General features: G+C 68.2%; 12 protein-coding genes and 1 riboswitch. Of the genes, 6 read left to right on the top strand and 6 right to left on the bottom strand.

Translation table 11 applies throughout. The annotated features are described in order from the left end of the window. Positions 1–136 precede the first annotated feature (136 nt). From BLV15_RS20840 to BLV15_RS20815, 6 genes are all read right to left on the bottom strand, one after another. On the bottom strand, positions 137–4,996 hold the full coding sequence (locus tag BLV15_RS20840) for an NAD-glutamate dehydrogenase (protein WP_090231645.1): 4,860 nt from the start codon (positions 4,994–4,996) through the stop codon (positions 137–139). A gap of 336 nt (positions 4,997–5,332) precedes the next feature. Then, positions 5,333–6,577, bottom strand: coding sequence for a glycine hydroxymethyltransferase (locus BLV15_RS20835; RefSeq protein WP_090231644.1), 1,245 nt, complete (start codon positions 6,575–6,577; stop codon positions 5,333–5,335). Between the two features lie 74 nt (positions 6,578–6,651). Continuing rightward, a complete protein-coding gene (locus BLV15_RS20830; protein ID WP_090231651.1) occupies positions 6,652–7,380 on the bottom strand; it encodes an amino acid ABC transporter ATP-binding protein in 729 nt (242 codons plus the stop codon). 14 nt (positions 7,381–7,394) lie between these two features. After that, positions 7,395–8,087 (bottom strand): amino acid ABC transporter permease, encoded by a 693-nt coding sequence (locus BLV15_RS20825; RefSeq protein ID WP_090231643.1) that lies wholly within the window; start codon positions 8,085–8,087, stop codon positions 7,395–7,397. A 1-nt stretch (position 8,088) separates the two neighbouring features. Beyond that, positions 8,089–8,835, bottom strand: coding sequence for an amino acid ABC transporter permease (locus BLV15_RS20820; RefSeq protein ID WP_090231642.1), 747 nt, complete (start codon positions 8,833–8,835; stop codon positions 8,089–8,091). An 87-nt stretch (positions 8,836–8,922) separates the two neighbouring features. Next, on the bottom strand, positions 8,923–9,834 hold the full coding sequence (locus BLV15_RS20815; protein ID WP_090231641.1) for a transporter substrate-binding domain-containing protein: 912 nt from the start codon (positions 9,832–9,834) through the stop codon (positions 8,923–8,925). Positions 9,835–10,101: 267 nt separating this feature from the next. Beyond that, positions 10,102–10,190, bottom strand: a riboswitch (glycine riboswitch). A 295-nt stretch (positions 10,191–10,485) separates the two neighbouring features. Between BLV15_RS20815 and BLV15_RS20810 the strand changes: the two genes are divergently transcribed. Genes BLV15_RS20810 through BLV15_RS20785 form a run of 6 tightly spaced genes read left to right on the top strand, consistent with a single transcriptional unit; the run spans position 10,486 to position 17,286 of the window. Next, the gene (locus BLV15_RS20810; RefSeq protein WP_090231640.1) at positions 10,486–11,445 is read left to right on the top strand and encodes an AAA family ATPase; all 960 of its coding nucleotides are present in this window, start codon (positions 10,486–10,488) and stop codon (positions 11,443–11,445) included. 59 nt (positions 11,446–11,504) lie between these two features. Continuing rightward, positions 11,505–12,389, top strand: a complete 885-nt coding sequence (locus BLV15_RS20805; protein WP_175534411.1) for a DUF58 domain-containing protein — start codon at positions 11,505–11,507, stop codon at positions 12,387–12,389. After that, entirely contained in the window at positions 12,386–12,880 is a 495-nt protein-coding gene (locus tag BLV15_RS20800) for a DUF4381 domain-containing protein (RefSeq protein ID WP_090231638.1), read from the top strand. The genes BLV15_RS20805 and BLV15_RS20800 overlap by 4 nt, the downstream gene beginning before the upstream one ends. Beyond that, positions 12,873–13,937 carry a vWA domain-containing protein gene (locus tag BLV15_RS20795; RefSeq protein WP_090231637.1) on the top strand — a complete coding sequence of 355 codons (1,065 nt, stop codon included), beginning with the start codon at positions 12,873–12,875 and terminating at the stop codon, positions 13,935–13,937. The genes BLV15_RS20800 and BLV15_RS20795 overlap by 8 nt, the downstream gene beginning before the upstream one ends. Continuing rightward, on the top strand, positions 13,934–15,655 hold the full coding sequence (locus BLV15_RS20790) for a VWA domain-containing protein (protein WP_090231636.1): 1,722 nt from the start codon (positions 13,934–13,936) through the stop codon (positions 15,653–15,655). Before BLV15_RS20795 ends, BLV15_RS20790 begins: the two co-directional genes overlap by 4 nt. Further along, positions 15,652–17,286 (top strand): BatD family protein, encoded by a 1,635-nt coding sequence (locus BLV15_RS20785; protein ID WP_090231635.1) that lies wholly within the window; start codon positions 15,652–15,654, stop codon positions 17,284–17,286. Before BLV15_RS20790 ends, BLV15_RS20785 begins: the two co-directional genes overlap by 4 nt. Positions 17,287–17,438 lie beyond the last annotated feature (152 nt).

Raw genomic sequence — 17,438 nt, 5'->3', positions numbered from 1 at the left:
CCAACCTCCGCCCGGTGGGTTACGCCGCCGCACGCTTCCCGCGAATGCCGCTGCCTGCGCGTGGCGGCTAACCCACCCTACGAAGCTAACCCACCCGACGAAAACGCAGGGCGGGTGCAACCCGCGTGCGCACGCGTCACGGCATGCATCCCGCCTGGCTGCCGCTGTGGGCCAGGTCCATCAGTTCGCGGCTGGCCACGGCGTACATCGCGTAGTCGGTGCCGCTGGCGGCGCGCAGCTCGGCGAGCATCGCCTGCCAGCGTTCCACTAGCGGCAGATTGCGCTCGACCCAGGCGGCCACCCGCGCATCGATGTCCGCCCCGCCCTCGCCCTGCAGCACCGACACGGTGATCGCACGCTGCTGCCAGTCGAGGTCGTCGCGGAAGGCTTCGCGGGCCAGCGCCTGCCAGTTGTTTTCCACCGGCAGCCCGGTGATCTGCGCCAGGTACCAGGTCAGGTCCAGTGCGCTGCCCACGGCGAAGTAGGCCTTCGCCACCAGCGCCGCGTCCTGGCCGGTCACATCGGCAGCCTCGACGATCGGCAGCAGCGTGTAGATGTGGCTGGTACCCGCCACCATCCGTGCCAGCAGTTCCGGCACGCCGGCCTCCACGTAGCCCTGGTAGCGACCCTGCCACAGCTCGCGCGTCGGGCCTTCCAGCAGTTCGTCGAGCTTGAGCCCCAGCGCGGCGATGCGCGGACCGAAGTGCGCCACGTCGCGCGCGGCGTCCAGCTCGTTGCGCCGGCTGCGCAGGAACCAGCGGGTGGCGCGACGACCGAGGCGCATCAGCTCCTCCATCAGGTTCAGCTGCACCTCGGCCGGCACCTGGTGATCCAGCGCCTCGATCTGGCGGAACCAGTGCGGCAGGTGGAACACGTCGCGCACGATCACGTAGGCGGCGGCGACGTTCGCCGCGGTCATCCCGGTGGAAACCTTGAGCCGGTGGGCGAAGGTGATGCCCATGTGGTTGACCAGGTCGTTGGCGATCTGCGTGCTGACGATCTCGCGCTTCAACCGATGGCGGCGCATGGCCTCGCCGAAGCGTTCGCCGAGCAGTTGCGGGAAGGCCGTCTCCATGTCGCGGATCAGGTAGTCGTCATCCGGCACCGGCGATTCCAGCAGCGCTTCCTTGAGGTCGATCTTGCTGTAGGAGATCAGCACCGAGAGTTCCGGCCGGGTCAGGCCCTGGCCACTGCTGATGCGCTCGGCGAGCTGCTCGTCGGACGGCAGGAATTCCAGCGCGCGGTCCAGCTTGCCGCGGCTTTCCAGGTCGCCTATCAGCCGCCGGTACTCGGCGACGCGTTCGCGCGCACGGCGTTGCGCCAGCGACAGCGCCTGGGTCTGCTTGTAGTTGTTGCCCAGCACCAGGTTGCCGACCGCATCGGTCATCTCCATCAGCAGGGCGTTGCGCTGCTTGCCGGTCATGTCGCCGGCGGCGACGCTCTCGTTGAGCAGGATCTTGATGTTGACCTCGTGGTCCGAGCAGTCCACGCCGCCGGCGTTGTCGATGAAGTCGGTGTTGCTGGCGCCGCCGTTGAGGCCGAACTCGATGCGCCCGAGCTGGCTCATGCCGAGGTTGCCGCCCTCGCCCACCACCTTGGCGCGCAGTTCGTTGCCGTTGACCCGCAGTGCGTCGTTGGCCTTGTCACCGATGTCGGCGTGGCTCTCGCTGCTGGCTTTCACGTAGGTGCCGATGCCGCCGTTCCAGATCAGGTCCACCGGCGCCTTGAGCAGCGCGTGGATCAGTTCGGTCGGGGTCAGCTTGGTGGCCTTGATGTCGAAGCGCTGCTGCATTTCCGGGCTGATGGCGATGCTCTTCGCGCTGCGCGGGAAGATGCCGCCGCCGGCGGAGATCAGGCGCGCGTCGTAGTCGGTCCACGACGAGCGCGGCAGGTCGAACAGCCGCTGGCGTTCGGCGAAGCTGCTGGCGGCGTCGGGGTTCGGGTCGATGAAGATGTGCAGGTGGTTGAAGGCGGCGACCATCTGCAGTTTGTCCGAAAGCAGCAGGCCGTTGCCGAACACGTCGCCGGCCATGTCGCCGATGCCGATCACGCTGATGCTGTCCTGCTGTACGTCGATGCCGCGTTCGCGGAAATGCCGCTGCACCGACACCCACGCGCCCTTGGCGGTGATGCCCATCTTCTTGTGGTCGTAGCCGGCCGAGCCGCCCGAGGCGAAGGCATCGCCGAGCCAGAAGCCGTAGTCGATGGCGATGCCGTTGGCGATATCGGAAAAGGTCGCGGTGCCCTTGTCCGCGGCCACCACCAGGTAGGGGTCGTCATCGTCGAAGCGCACCACGTTGGCCGGCGGCAGCACCGCGCCGTCCTTGAGGTTGTCGGTGATGTCGAGCAGCCCGGAGATGAAGATGCGGTAGCAGGCAATGGCCTCGGCCTGGATATCGTCGCGGCTGCCGCCGACCGGCAGGCGCCGCGGGATGAAGCCGCCCTTGGCGCCGACCGGCACGATCACCGCGTTCTTCACCTGCTGCGCCTTGACCAGGCCGAGCACCTCGGTGCGGTAGTCCTCCTCGCGGTCGGACCAGCGCAGGCCGCCGCGGGCGACGTTGCCGAAGCGCAGGTGCACGCCTTCGATGCGCGGCGAGTAGACGAAGATCTCGAACTTCGGCACCGGCCGCGGCAGCTCCGGAATCGCCTTGGGGTCGAACTTGAAGCTGAAGTAGGACTTGCTCTGCCCGGCCGCGTCGGTCTGGTAGAAGTTGGTGCGCAGGGTCGCCTTGATGAGGTCCAGGTAGCGCCGCAGGATGCGGTCCTCGTTGAGCACCGCGACGTTGTCCAGCGCCGCCAGGATCGCCTGCTCCAGGCGCTGCTGCTTGTCCTCGAGGTCGTCGGCGGCCAGCTTGCGCGAGAGGTAGAAACGCATCTTGAACAGCCGCACCAGTTCGCGGGCGATGTCGGTGTGGTTGAGCAGCGCGCTGGCGATGTAACCGAGGTCGAAGCCCAGGCGGATCTGCTTGAGGTAGCGCGCGTAGGCACGCAGCAGCGCGACGTCGCGCCAGGCCAGGCCGGCGGTCAGCACCAGGCGGTTGAAGCCGTCGTTCTCGGCGTCGCCCTGGACGATGTGGACGAAGGCGTCCTGCAGCGTCTCGTTGAGCTGCTGGATGTCGACGTTCAACCCCTCGGAGTAGGTGAAGGCGAAATCGTGAATCCAGAACTCGCGGCCGTTCTGCCGGCGCAGGCGGAAGGGGAATTCGCCGAGCACGCGCAAGCCGAGGTTTTCCAGGATCGGCAGCACGTCGGACAGCGGCAGCGGCGTGTCGGCGTGATAGAGCTTGCAGTGCAGCAGCTGGTCGCCCTGGCTGAGCGGCTGGTAGAAACTCATCACCAGCGGGCGCTGCTCGGACAGGCTCAGTAGGTGCTGCATGTCGACCACCGCGGAATGCGCGGCGAAGCGCTCGCGATAGCCGGCCGGGAAGCCTTTCGGGAAGTCCGCCAGCACCGTGGTGCCCTGCGCCTCGCCAAGGCTTTCCACCACCAGGCTGGCGTATTCGTCCTGCCAGGTGCGGCAGGCCTGGACGATTTCACGCTCGAGCAGCTGGGTATCGACGGGCTGCTTGTTCTTCGGGTCGACGCGCAGGATGTACTGCACGCGCGCCAGCACCGATTCGGAGAAGTAGGTCCAGAACTCGCAGTCGCTGGCCTGCAGACGTTCCATCAGGATCTGCTGGATCTTCACCCGGGTTTCGGTGGAGTAGATGTCGCGCGGCACGTAGGCCAGGCAATAGGCGAAACGGCCGTAGGGGTCCTTGCGCAGGAACAGGCGCAGCTTGTTGCGCTCCTGGATCTGCACGATGGCGATGGCGGTGTTGAACAGCTCGTCCACCGGCGTCTGGAACAGGTCGTCGCGCGGCAGCACTTCCAGCACCTGGGCCAGTTCCTTGCCCAGGTGCGCGCTGTTCTCGAAGCCGGCACGGCGTTCCACTTCGCCGACCTTGCGACGGATGAAGGGAATCTGCCGCACGCTCTCGCTGTACACCGCGGAGGTGTAGAGGCCCATGAAACGGCATTCGCTGAGCACCCGGCCGTCGGCGTCGAGCTGGCGGATCGAGACGAAGTCCGGGTAGGCCGGACGGTGCACGCGACTCGGCACCGCGGCCTTGGCGAAGGACAGCAACGCGGGCTCGCGCAGGAAGCGCACCGCCTCGGGCTCGATGTGCAGTTCCTCGTCCTTCAGGCCCGCCCGCAGGCGCCGCGACAGGCCCAGCAGCGATGCCTCGTCGTAGACCATGCGCCCACCGTCGGCCTCGTCGACGACCTTGAACTCCTCGTAGCCGAGGAAGGTGAAATGGTTGTCCAGCAGCCAGCCGAGGAACACCTTGATTTCGGCCAGGTCCTCGCCGTTCAGCGGCGCCCCGCCCGCTTCCAGCCCGGCCAGCAGCTCGGCGGCCTTGGCCTTCATCGGCTCGAAGTCGGCGACCGCCAGGCGCACTTCTTCGAGCACCTCCAGCAGCGCCCGCTCCAGGGCGCGCAGCTCGCCGGCGCCGGCGCAGCGGTCGATCTCCAGGAACATCAGCGACTCCTGGCGGGCATCTTCGGCGCTGACGCCCTTGGGCAGGATTTCCAGCAGCTCGCCGGCGGCATCGCGGCGCACGCTGAGCACGCTGTTCTGCAGGGTGTGGATGCTGTGGCCACGGCGGTTCAGCTCGATGCGCACCGAATCGACGAGGAACGGGATGTCCGCGTGCAGCACTTCCACCGCGGTGTGGGTGGATTGCCAGCCGTGCTTCTCGTAGTCCGGATTGAACACCCGCACCTGCGGCGCGCTGCGCTCGAAGTTCTGCAGCAGCCGCCAGGAAGAGAGCGTGCAGCCGACCAGGTCGGAAAGCCGGCGCTGGACCAGCTCGTCGAGGGCGATGATGCCGAAGAACTGCTCGGCGAACAGCGCCACTTGTGGCAACGCTTTTTCGTCGATGTGCTGCGCCAACGCCGCTTGCAGTTGGTGCTGGAAGTCGGCCTTGCTGGCTGCGCTGAAGAACGCCATGTTTTTGCTCCACTGGACTTATTGTGGCGGCCAGGCAGGCCGCTAAAGGGAGAAGACTTGCGGTTTTATCGGTGGTTCAGCTTTTACCCGGGGTCTGTTTCGGTTTCGCTGCACGGCGCATCGCTGCACGACAGGGCGGAACAAGAAACCGACATCGGGCCGATGACCGGCGGCTGGCAGAACTCACCGGTCATTCCTGAGAACCATAGAACGCGCCAGCGCCGGCGTGCTTTCCACGCCGCGACATATTCGTTCAGCAGAGCCCATTCGCGGCGCAGGGGAATGCCGCGCTTCACCGCCGACGCCCCAGCCTGGCGCCGGCGGACGGAGTGGACGCTAGCCTGAGGTCGCCAGCAGGGCGCGCAGGCGCGCCTGAATGCCCGCCTTCGACGCCGCGCTTTCGCCGGCGACGCTCAGGCGCCCGGTGGCGGTGGGCAGCAACAGGTCGGCAAGCAGGCCGGCGACCACCGTCATGTCCGCCACGCCCAGGCCCAGCGTGGTGATGAATTGCGTGCCCAGGCGCAACGCCGACTGGCCGGCTGTCGTCGGGTCTACGCAGGTGCCGATCAGCACGCCGTGGCGTTCGAGGAAGGTCATCGCGGCGCGCGCATCGCAGGCGGAATCCAGCGGCAACAGCAGCTGGTGGGTGAAGGTCTCCCCCGCCGCCGGCGCGATGATCGGCAGGCCACGTGCGCGCCAGGCCTCAGCAAGCGCCGCGCTGTTGGCGAGGATGCGCGAGGAGTAATCCACGCCGCGCTCGCCCGCCTGGCGCAGGGTGACCAGCAGCGATGCCAGCCGCGCCGGGTCGATGTTCGCCAGCATCCGTGTGTCGAGCAGTCGGGTGAGCTTCGCCCCGATCTGCGCGTCGCGGCCGAGGATCAGGCTCTGCGGCCGCCCCGGCAGGGTCTTGTAGGTGGAACTGGTCATCACGTCCACCCCGGCTTCCAGCGGATTGGGGTAGACGCCGCCGGCGATCAGCCCGCTGACGTGGGAGGCGTCGAAGATACTCAGCGCGCCGACCTCGCGTGCCGCCTCGATCACCGGCTCCAGCCGGTCCGGTGTGAGCATGATGCTGCGCCCCAGCAGCACCAGCTTCGGCCGCCACTCGCGCACCTGACGCGCCGCCGCCTCGGCATCCAGCTGAAAGCGTGCGACCTCGTAGGCCAGTTCGGCGCAACGCAGCCCGGCCAGTTCCGGCGTACCGCCGCGGCGCTGGCTGAGATGCCCGCCGTGCGCCGCGGCCGGCGCCAGCAGCAAGTCGCCGGGCGAGCCGAAGGCATGGAACACCGCGAGATTGGCCAGCGTGCAACTGGGCAGGCGCACCTCGGCCCAGGTGGCGCCGAACAGTGCGCAGGCGGCCGCCGCCGTCTCTACTTCCAGCTGCGAAACCAGGTCGGTGTCCGGCTGCTCCTTGTGGAACGGCAGGCCCATCGCCGGGTAGGCGCTGAGGCCCGCGGCGTAGGCCTGCTGCGCCTCGGCGCTGGGCAGGTTGGCGCCGGCGTAGAGCATCAGCCGCTCGCGGGAAAGCACCTGCTGGCGCTGCTGGGCGCTGTCGAGCAGCGCCTGGAGGGAAATGTCCACGTCGTGGCTCCGTCAGAAAGGGATGTGCGACCGGCGTCGAATCAGGCGTGCCGATACCGGCCGCGCCCTGTCCGTCAATGCGCGAGAATCTTCGACAGGAACTGCCGCGCCCGCTCGCTGCGCGGTTCGGCGAAGAACGCCTCCTTGTCGGCATCCTCCACCACTTCGCCGGCGTCCATGAACACCACGCGGTTGGCGACCTTGCGCGCGAAGCCCATCTCGTGGGTGACCACCATCATGGTCATGCCTTCGTTGGCCAGTTCGACCATCACGTCGAGCACTTCGGTCACCATTTCCGGGTCCAGCGCCGAAGTCGGTTCGTCGAACAGCATCACCACCGGGTCCATCGCCAGGGCACGGGCGATGGCCACGCGCTGCTGCTGGCCACCGGAGAGCTGGCCGGGGAACTTGTCCGCATGCGCCGACAGCCCTACTCGCGCCAGCAGCGCCGCACCCTTGGCCAGCGCCTCGGCGCGCGAGCGCTTGAGCACTTTCATCTGCGCCAGCGCGAGGTTCTCGGCAATGCTCAGGTGCGGGAACAGTTCGAAATGCTGGAACACCATGCCGACCCGCGAGCGCAGCTGCGGCAGGTTGGTGGCCTTGTCGGTGACCGTGGTTCCGTCGACGACGATCTCGCCCTGGTTGATCGGCTCCAGGCCGTTGACGGTCTTGATCAGGGTCGACTTGCCGGAACCGGACGGGCCGCAGACCACCACGACCTCGCCCTTGGCGACCTCGGTCGAGCAATTCTTCAGCACCTGGAAATCACCGTAGGACTTGGAAACCTGCTTGATGGCGATCATGGACATGGGAAACCTCAGCGAACGATGGCGACGCGCCTTTGCAGGCGGCGCACGAAAAAGGATGCGGTGAAGGAGATCGCGAAATAGACCAGCGCGGCGAACAGGTACATCTCCAGCAGGCGGCCGTCGCGCTGGGCGACCTTCGCCGCGGCGCCGAGGAAGTCGGTGATCGACAGCACGTACACCAGCGAGGTGTCCTGGAACAGCACGATGGTCTGGGTCAGCAGGATCGGCAGCATGTTGCGGAACGCCTGCGGCAGGATCACGTAGCCCATGGTCTGCGCGGTGGTCATGCCCATCGCCTGGGAAGCCATCACCTGCCCGCGTGGCACGGACTGGATGCCGGAGCGGATGATTTCGCAGAAGTAGCTGGCCTCGAACAGGGTGAAGGTCACCAGCGACGACCAGAACGGGCCGACGCGCACCGGGTTGGCCGCGCCGGTGACCCACTGGCCGACGTAGGGCATCAGGAAATAGAACCAGAAGATCACCAGCACCAGCGGCAGCGAGCGCATCAGGTTGACGTAGCTGGCAGCGAAGGTGGAGAGCACGGCGAAGCGCGACAGCCGCATCAGCGCCAGCAGCGTGCCCAGGACGATCCCGCCCAGGGTTGCCAGCACGGTGAGGGTCAGGGTGAAGGCCATGCCGTCGAGGAACAGGTACGGCAGGGCACGCACGATCACATCGAAATCGAAACCGGCGAACATCTCAGCGCCCTCCCTTCTCATGGCCGCTGACATACCCCGGAACCTGCGCCTTGCGTTCCAGCACGCGCATCAGGAACACAATGACCAGGTTCAGCGCCAGGTACAGCACGGTGGCGACGGCGAACGCCTCGAACACCTGGAACGTGCCCTCCTGCATCGCCCGCGCGCTGGCGGTCAGCTCGACCAGGCCGATGGCCAGCGCCACCGAGGTGTTCTTGGTGGTGCTGAGGAATTCCGAGGTCAGGGTCGGCACGACGATCCGGTAGGCCATCGGCAACAGCACGTAGCGATAGGTCTGCGGCAGCGTCAGGCCGAGCGCCTGGCCGGCCATGCCCTGCCCGCGCGACAGGCTGCCCAGCCCCGAGCGCACCACTTCGGCGACCCGCGCCCCGTGGTAGCAGCCCAGGCACAGCACCGCGGTGTAGAACTGCGCGTCCGGCAGTTGCTTGAGCCAGTCGCCGGCGGCGTCGGGCAGCAACTCGGGCAACACGAAGTACCAGAGGAACATCTGCACCAGCAGCGGCACGTTGCGAAACAGCTCGACGAAACAGGCGCCGACCCGGTTCATCCAGGCCACCGGCGCGCTGCGCATCACGCCGAGCAGCGAGCCGACCAGCAGCGCAAGAACGAAGGCAGAGAGCGCCGTCGCCAGGGTCCAGGCCAGGCCCAGCAGCAGCGTCTCGAAATAGGTCAGGCGACCGTCAAGGGAGAGCGACCAGAGGGCGCTCCAGTTCCAGGTGTAATCCATGCGGGTATCCGGGCGAAGGGCAGCGGACGCGGGCCGGAACCGGCCTGCGCGAAACACCGGAGCCGGCGAACCGGCCCCGGCGGCGGCTTACTGGTAGACCTGCGGGTCGGCACTGTCGGTCGGCGCGGCGACGACCTTCTTCAACTGCTCCGACATCGGCAGATTCATCAGGATGCCGCGCGGCGGAATCGGCTGCAGGAACCACTTGTCATAGATCGCGTTGATCTCGCCGCTGGCATAGAGCGCGCCGAGGGTCTCGTCGGCCAGCGCCTTGAACTGCGCATCGTTGCGCCGCAGCATGATTCCGTAGGGCTCCACGGAGAGTGCATCGCCAACGATCTCCCAGATTTCCGGGGAGCGCGACGAGGCGATCACCCCGGCGAGGGAGACGTCGTCGAACACGTAGGCGACCGCGCGGCCGGTTTCCACGGTGAGCAGCGCCTCGGCATTGTCCTTGGCGGACAGGATGCGCATGCCCAGGTCGTCCTTGTTGTTCGCCTCGTTGAGCAGACGCACGCTGGTGGTGCCCGCCGGCGTCACGATGGTCTTGCCCTTGAGGTCCTGCAGGCTGGTGATGTGGTCAGCCTTCTTCGCCATGATGCGCACGCCGGCGACGAAGTAGGTGGTGGAGAACGCCACCTGGCGCTGGCGTTCGGCGTTGTTGGTGGTGGTGCCGCACTCCATGTCGATGGTGCCGTTGGCCAGCAGCGGGATGCGCGTGGTGCCGGTCACGGGCACGTACTCGACCTTCAGGTCGGGCTTGCCGAGCTTGGCCTTCACCGCATCGACCACCTTACCGCACAGGTCCATGGCGTAGCCCACGGGCTGCTGCTTGTCGTCGTAGTAGGAGAACGGAATGCCGCCATCGCGATGACCTACGGTGATGCTGCCGGAGTCCGCGACCTTCTTCAGCGTGCCCTCCAGTTCCTGCGCATTGACCAGCGAAACCCACGCCGCCAGTACGCAGATGCCCGCGCCCAACAGACCCTTCTTCTTCATGCCGCCTGACTGCTTTGTGCTTGTCATGAACTGACCCCGATCCGCTATTGAACAGACGAGGACAGACACCGGAGGATGCCTGCCCGCGCCGCTTGATCCGCGAAGAATGGCCAATCGAAGAGGAAGGAGATCGAGCGCAGTGGCACTGACAAAAGGGCAACGCGGCAGACTTCCAACCGAATCATCGGCCATCTGCCCCTTCTGTCATGGTTGCCTGAGAGCGTTATCCCGTCGGCGGGCGCATGCGGCGCCTCTTTCCAGAATGCGGTGAGCCCCACGGTCCTTTTGCCTGAGAGTTTCCGGGGCGGTTGCTCCTTCGGCGCCGGCATCTGACCGGTCTCTCCCGTGGTTGCGAGAGATATACCCAACAAAGTAGACAGCTGCAACAAACTATCTGGACATTTAACTAATAAGTAGTGTTTTGCACCACACACGTACACCCACTCACACCAATGCACCTTCAGGTCGCAAAAATCCGTGCCGGTTTCGCACCGCCAGGACACGTTCCGGCCAGGTGGCGCACCACGGCGGAACACCCCCGGAACGCTCCCGCGGCGGTGCATGCAGCCTTAGCTACGCCCGCCGCCTTCGATTAAGATACGACGCCTTCGACGAGCGGCTCTGGCTCGCCATTCATCCGGAATCGACCCCATGGAACACCGCGAGGCGCTAGTCGCGCTGCGACAATTTCTCTCCAGCCAGATCCTCGGCCAGGAAAAGCTCGTCGAACGCATGCTGGTGGCACTGCTCGCCGACGGCCACCTGCTGGTCGAAGGCGCGCCTGGGCTGGCCAAGACCAAGGCCATCAAGGACCTGGCCGAGGGCCTGGAGGCCGAATTCCACCGCATCCAGTTCACCCCCGACCTGCTTCCGGCGGACATCACCGGCACCGAGATCTATCGCCCGGAAACCGGCAGCTTCGTGTTCCAGCAGGGGCCGATCTTCCACAACCTGGTGCTCGCCGACGAAATCAACCGCGCCCCGGCGAAGGTGCAGTCGGCGCTGCTCGAAGCCATGGCGGAGCGCCAGGTCAGCGTCGGCCGCAGCACCTACGATCTGTCGCCGCTGTTCCTGGTGATGGCGACGCAGAACCCCATCGAGCAGGAGGGCACCTACCCGCTGCCCGAAGCGCAGCTCGACCGCTTCCTCATGCACGTGAAGATCGGCTTCCCCGACGCCAGCGTCGAACGCAAGATCCTCGCCCAGGCCCGCGGCGAAGCGCTGAACGGCGAAAGCCTGCCCGAGCGCCGCGTCAGCCAGCAGGCCATCTTCGCCGCGCGCAAGGAAATCCTTGGTCTGTACATGGCCGATGCGGTGGAGGAATACCTGGTGCAACTGGTCATGGCCACGCGCACCCCGGCCAAGTTCGACGCCGAACTCGCCGAGTGGATCGCCTACGGCGCCAGCCCGCGCGGTTCCATCGCCCTCGACCGCTGCGCGCGCGCGCACGCCTGGCTGGCCGGCCGCGACTTCGTCAGCCCGGAAGATATCCAGGCGATGCTCTTCGACGTGCTGCGCCATCGGGTGATCCTGTCCTTCGAGGCCGAGGCTTCGGGCGTCGATCAGGACAAGGTGATCCAGCGCATCCTCGACGTGGTGGCGGTGGCGTGACCACCCACCCGTTGCCGCTGCAGCCTGGCATTCGCAGCGACCTCGCCGAGCTGATCGACATGCGCCACCGGGTGCGCGAGGTGCAGCTGTTCTCCACGCCGAGCCGGCGCAGCCCGCTGATTGGCCTGCATCATTCCAAGCTGCGCGGGCGCGGCGTGGATTTCGACCAGGTGCGCGTGTATCAGGCCGGCGACGACGTGCGCACCATCGACTGGCGCGTCACCGCGCGCACCCAGGAGCCCCACACCAAGCTGTTCCACGAGGAGCGCGAACGCCCGGTGTTCATCCTGGTGGAACAGAGCCGGCGGCTGTTCTTCGGCTCTGCACTGCAATTCAAGTCGGTGCTCGCCGCGCGCGCGGCGGCGCTGATCGGCTGGGCCGCGCTGGGCCACAACGATCGCATCGGCGGGCTGGTGTTCGGCGATCACGAGCACCACGAAATCCGCCCGCGGCGCAGCAAGCAGAGCCTGCTGCAACTGCTCAACCGGCTGGTGCGCGCCAACCAGGCGCTGCACAGCGAAGCGCAGCCGAACCGCGACGCCTTCGGCCTGGCCCTGCGCCGCGCCCGCGAAGTGCTGCGCCCTGGCAGCCTGATGCTGGTGCTGTGCGACGAGCGCGCGCTGTCCGAGGCCGCCGAGCAGCAGCTTTCCCTCCTGGCGCGACACACCGACCTGGTCCTGCTGCCGCTCTCCGATCCGCTCGACCACGAGCTGCCGGCGGCCGGGCTGCTGCGCTTCGCCGAGCGCGGCGCGCGGCTGGAACTCGACACCCACGCCGCCGAGCTGCGGCTGGTCTACGCCGCCCAGGCCGAAGAGCGCGGGCAGCGCTGGCAGCGCCTGGCGCAGAAGCTCTGCGTGCCGCTGCTGCCGCTGAGCACGGCCAGCGATCTGGTCGACCAGTTGCGCGACCACCTCTACGTGCAGCGCTCGGAAAAACGCAAATGAACCCGCTCGACCAACTCCAGCCCCTGATCGCGCCGCCGCCGGTTTCCGCCTGGCCGCCAGCACCTGGCTGGTGGCTGCTGGCGGCGCTGCTGCCGGTCGCGCTCTGGGGGCTCTGGCGGTTGCGCGGGCGGATACCGCAGCGGCGCCGCGAACGCCGCACCGAGGTACGTCTCGACCCGCTGCGCCAGGCCGCCCTGCACGAGCTGGAGCAGTTGCCGAAGCCCTACGACGACGCGCCGGCCGGCCCCTGGCTGCAGCAACTCAACGCGCTGCTCAAGCGCCTGTGCCTGGCGCATTACCCGAACGACCACTGCGAGACCCTCAGCGGGCGCGCCTGGCTGGCGTTCCTCGACAACCGCTGCCCGGCGGCCGGGCTGACGCGCTGGATGGTCCTCGTCGACGGCGCCTACCGGCCGCAATGCCGGCTCGACGACAAGGCCATCGCCGGCCTGCAGCAGGCCATCGACATCTGGGTGCGCAAGCATGTTTGAGTTCGCCTGGCCGTGGTTGCTGCTGCTCGCGCCGCTGCCCTGGCTGCTGCGCATCCTGCTGCCGCCCGCGGACAGCGGCGAGGCGGCGCTCAACGTCAGCTTCCTCGATGAACTCGAAGGCCTCGCCGGACGACGCGCCCGCGCCAACCTGCCGGCCTGGCGCCAGCAGGCGCCGTTCGCCGCGCTCTGGCTGTTGCTGCTGCTCGCCGCGGCGCGCCCGCAGTGGGTCGGCGAACCCCTGCCCTTGCCGGCCAGCGGCCGCGACCTGCTGCTGGCGGTGGACGTGTCCGGCTCGATGGATTACGCCGACATGCAGTGGGACGAGCAGCCGGCGAGCCGCCTGACCTTGGTCAAGCGCCTGCTCGGCGATTTCATCGAAGGCCGCCGCGGCGACCGCGTCGGGCTGATCCTGTTCGGCAGCCAGGCGTATCTGCAATCGCCGCTGACCTTCGACCGCCACACCGTGCGCACCTGGCTCGACGAAGCGCTGATCGGCATCGCCGGCAAGAACACCGCGGTGGGCGACGCCATCGGGCTGGCGGTCAAGCGCCTGCGCGAGCGCCCGGCCGACAGCCGCGTGCTGGTGCTGGTCACCGACGGTGCCAACAACGGCGGGCAGATCGATCCGCTGACTGCCGCACGCCTGGCCGCCGAAGAACAGGTGAAGGTCTACACCATCGGTATCGGCGCCGACCCCGCCGACAGCGGCACCCTCGGCCTGCTGGGGCTGAATCCCGGCTTGGACCTGGACGAACCGACGCTGCGCCAGATCGCCAGCCTCACCGGCGGCGAGTATTTCCGGGCGCGCTCGCAGGACGAACTCAAAGCCATCGGCGAAAGCCTCGACCGGCTCGAGCCGGTGGCGCAGAAACCGACCCAGGCGCGCCCGGCCCGCGCGCTGTACAGCTGGCCGCTGGCCGCCGCGGTGCTGCTCAGCCTGGCGCTGGTGGCGCACGCCCTCTGGCCGCACCCGCGTTTCGCCCAGCGCCTGCCGCGCAAACTGACGCGGCTCAAGCCGCTGTTCGCCAAGCGTCCGCGCTGGAGTCGCCGCCCATGATCGCGCTCTGGCCACATTGGCTGCGGCCGTTCTGGCTGCTCCTGCTGCCGCTGTTCGGCTGGCTGCTGTGGCGCCTCTGGCACCGCGAACAGCGCAGCGGACGCTGGCAGATGCTGCTGCCGTCCGCCTTCCACGACGTGCTGCTCTCCGGCGGACGCGGTCGCAGCAGCCGGCTGCCCTGGGTCGCCCTGGGCCTGGCCTGGCTGCTCGCCCTGCTGGCCCTGCTCGGCCCCAGCTGGCAACGCACCGAGCAGGTCAGCCAGAAACGCAGCGACCCGCTGGTGGTGCTGCTCGAACTCACTCCGGAGATGCTCGCCACCGACGCCACGCCGAACCGCCTGGCCCAGGCACGGCGCAAGCTGCTCGACCTGCTGGAGGCCCGCTCCGAGGCGCAGACCGCGATCGTCGTCTATGCCGGCAGCGCCCACACGCTGGTGCCGCTGTCCAACGACCATTCCACCGCGCGCAATCTGCTCGATGCGCTGAAGCCGTCGATCATGCCAGAGCCGGGGCGCCGCGCGGACCTCGCCGTGGCGCAGGCGCTGGCCCTGCTCGAACAGGGCGCGCAGGGCCGCGGCCGCCTGCTGCTGATCGGCAGCAGCCTCGACGAACGCGAGCGCCAGGGCATCCGCCAGGCCCTCGACGGGCATGCCTCGGCGTTGCTGATCCTCGGCGTCGGCACGCCCCAGGGCGCACCGATCGCCCTCGAAGGCGGTGGTTTCCTCAAGGACGACCAGGGCGCGATTCTCCTGCCCAAGCTGGACGAGAACGGCCTGCAGCGTTTCGCCGGCGAACTGCACGGCCGCTACGCGCAGGCGCGCATCGACGAGGCCGACCTGCGGCAGCTCGGCCTGCTGGACATGCCACAGGGGCTGCGCGAGGACGGCGAGGTCACCCAGCTGGCGCTGTGGGCCGACCAAGGGCACTGGCTGCTGCTGCCGCTCCTGCTGATCGCTGCCTGCGCCGGCCGGCGCGGCTGGCTGTTCTGCCTGCCGTTGCTGTTCGTGTTGCCGCAGCCGGTGTTCGCCTTCGGCTTCGACGATCTCTGGCTGCGCCCCGACCAGCAGGGCCAGCGCCTGCTCGACGCGCAGCGTCCGGCGGAAGCCGCAAAACGCTTCGAAGACCCGCGCTGGCAGGGGCAGGCGCTGTATCGCGCGGGCGACTATCCGGCGGCGGCCGAACGTTTCGCCAAGGGCAGCAGCGCCGCCGACCACTACAACCGCGGCAACGCGCTGGCCAGAAGCGGCGAGCTGGAAGAAGCCATCGACGCCTACGATGCGGCACTGGAACGCCAGCCGGACCTGAGCGCGGCGCAGAAGAACAAGGCCCTGGTGGAAGAGCTGCTGCGCCAGCGCCAGCAGGAAAAGCCGCAGAACCCGAGCCAGGGCAGCCCCTCGCCGGAGGCGCAGCCTGGCGAACAGGCACCGCCCGACCGCACCTCCAGCCCCGCGCCGCCGTCGAGCGATGACCGCGAGAAACCGCCCGCGCAACCGGCCGGCGATGCCGCGCCGGACCCGCAGCCGACGCCGAAGGACGCCAGCCCACCGCCCGGCGAAGAAGAAACCACCAAGAGACCCGTCCCCGACGACTCGCCGCTGGACGGCGAGCGGCGCCAGGCACTCGAACAATGGTTGCGGCAGATACCGGACGATCCGGCCGAACTGCTGCGCCGCAAGTTCTGGTACGAACAGAAGAAACGCCAGGAAAACCAACCATGATGCGCCTGCTCGGCATTCTCCTGCTGGCCCTGCTGCCCGGCTTCGCCCAGGCACTGGAACTCAACGCCAGCGTCGACCGCACCCGTCTCGACGAGGGCGACACCCTGGAACTGGCGCTGGAGTCGGACGATGTCGCGCAGTTCGGCAAGCCCGATCTGAGCGCCCTCGACACGCAGTTCGACGTGCTCGGCACGCGCCAGGTCAACCGCCTCGCCGTGGTCAATGGCGAAACCCGCCAGGTCACGCGCTGGATCGTCACCCTGCAACCCAAGCAGACCGGCTATGTGGTGATCCCGCCGCTCAGGCTCGGCGACGCCAGCAGCCAGCCGATCACCCTGTACATCGAGCCGGCCGGCAGCGGCGGCAGCGCGAAGATGGCGCCGGTGTACATCGATGCGAGCGTCGACCGCGAAAAGGTCTACGTGCAGGCGCAGCTGGTGCTGACCCTGCGCATCTACCACTCGGTGCCGCTGTACGACGACAGCAGCCTGACACCGCTGCAGATGGACGACGCTCGGGTCGAGCCTCTCGGCGAACCGCGTACCTACGAGAAGGAAATCGGCGGAGTGCGCCACGGCGTGATCGAGATGCGCTATGCGATCTTCCCGCAGCAGAGCGGCGCGCTGAAGATACCGCCACTGGCGTTCAGCGCGACCCTGGTGGAGAACGCGCCCAACAGCGGCCTGCTGCCGTTCGGCTCGCACTCGGGCCGGCTGACGCGGGTGAAGTCGCCGGAAATCCCGCTGCAGGTGCTGCCCAAGCCGGCCAGCTACCCGGCCGATGCCCCCTGGCTGCCGGCCAGCGCCCTCAGCCTGTCGGAAGCCTGGAGCCCGGAGCCGAACGAAGTGAAGGTCGGCGATTCGCTGACGCGCAACCTGATCCTGCGCGCCGAGGGCCTTTCCAGCGCCCAGTTGCCGCCGATCGGCGACACCCGCAGCGATGCGCTGCGGCGCTATCCCGACCAGCCCCGCCTGGCAAACCAGAGCACCGATTCGAGCCTGATCGGCAGTCGCGAGCAGAGCGAGGCGCTGGTGCCGATCCACAGCGGCGGCATCGACCTGCCCGCACTGGAGGTGGTCTGGTGGAACACCACCGAGGACCGCCTGGAACGCACCGCCCTGCCGGAACGGCACATCGAGGTGGTCGCCGATCCGCTTCTGGAGGCTCCCGCCCTGCCGCCCGCCGATGCGCCGCAAGCCGATGAGTACGCCGCACCGCTGTGGCCCTGGCAGGTGCTCAGCGCGCTGCTGGCCTGCACCACGCTGCTCGGCTTCGGCCTCTGGTGGCACGCGCGCCGGCAACCCGCCGTGCAACGGGTGGCGCCCACCGGGCCCAGCCCACGCACGCTGCTCGACGATCTCAAGCGCGCCTGCCTGGCCAACGACACTCAGGCGACGCGCCAGGCGCTCGACGCCTGGGCCCGCCAGCAGCCGGAGACCCTCGCCGACATGGCCGCGCGTTTCACCCCGCTGTCGGACGCGCTGGACGGCCTCAACGGCTCGCTCTACAGCGAAACCGGGCAGCACTGGCAGGGCGAAGACCTGTGGCTGGCGATCCGCACCCTGCCCCCCGCCGAAGCCGCCGCCACGCCCCAGGAACCCAGCCCCCTGCCGCCGCTCTACCCACGCTGAGGTTCATTCCCGCCAGGTGCATTCGCCTGGATGCGAGGCTGTCGATCGCGACCGACGTGGGCGGTGTTTGCCTGAGGTTGCTCTGGGAGCTGCGCACGGCGATCCATCCGTAGGGTGGGTGAAACCCACGCGGGCGGCGTTGCGCCGTGCAC

It is taken from the genome of Pseudomonas kuykendallii (genome assembly GCF_900106975.1).
Classification (GTDB): domain Bacteria; phylum Pseudomonadota; class Gammaproteobacteria; order Pseudomonadales; family Pseudomonadaceae; genus Pseudomonas_O; species Pseudomonas_O kuykendallii.
Note: the sequence above shows the minus strand (reverse complement) of the source record. Positions and strands in the feature narration are given on the sequence as shown.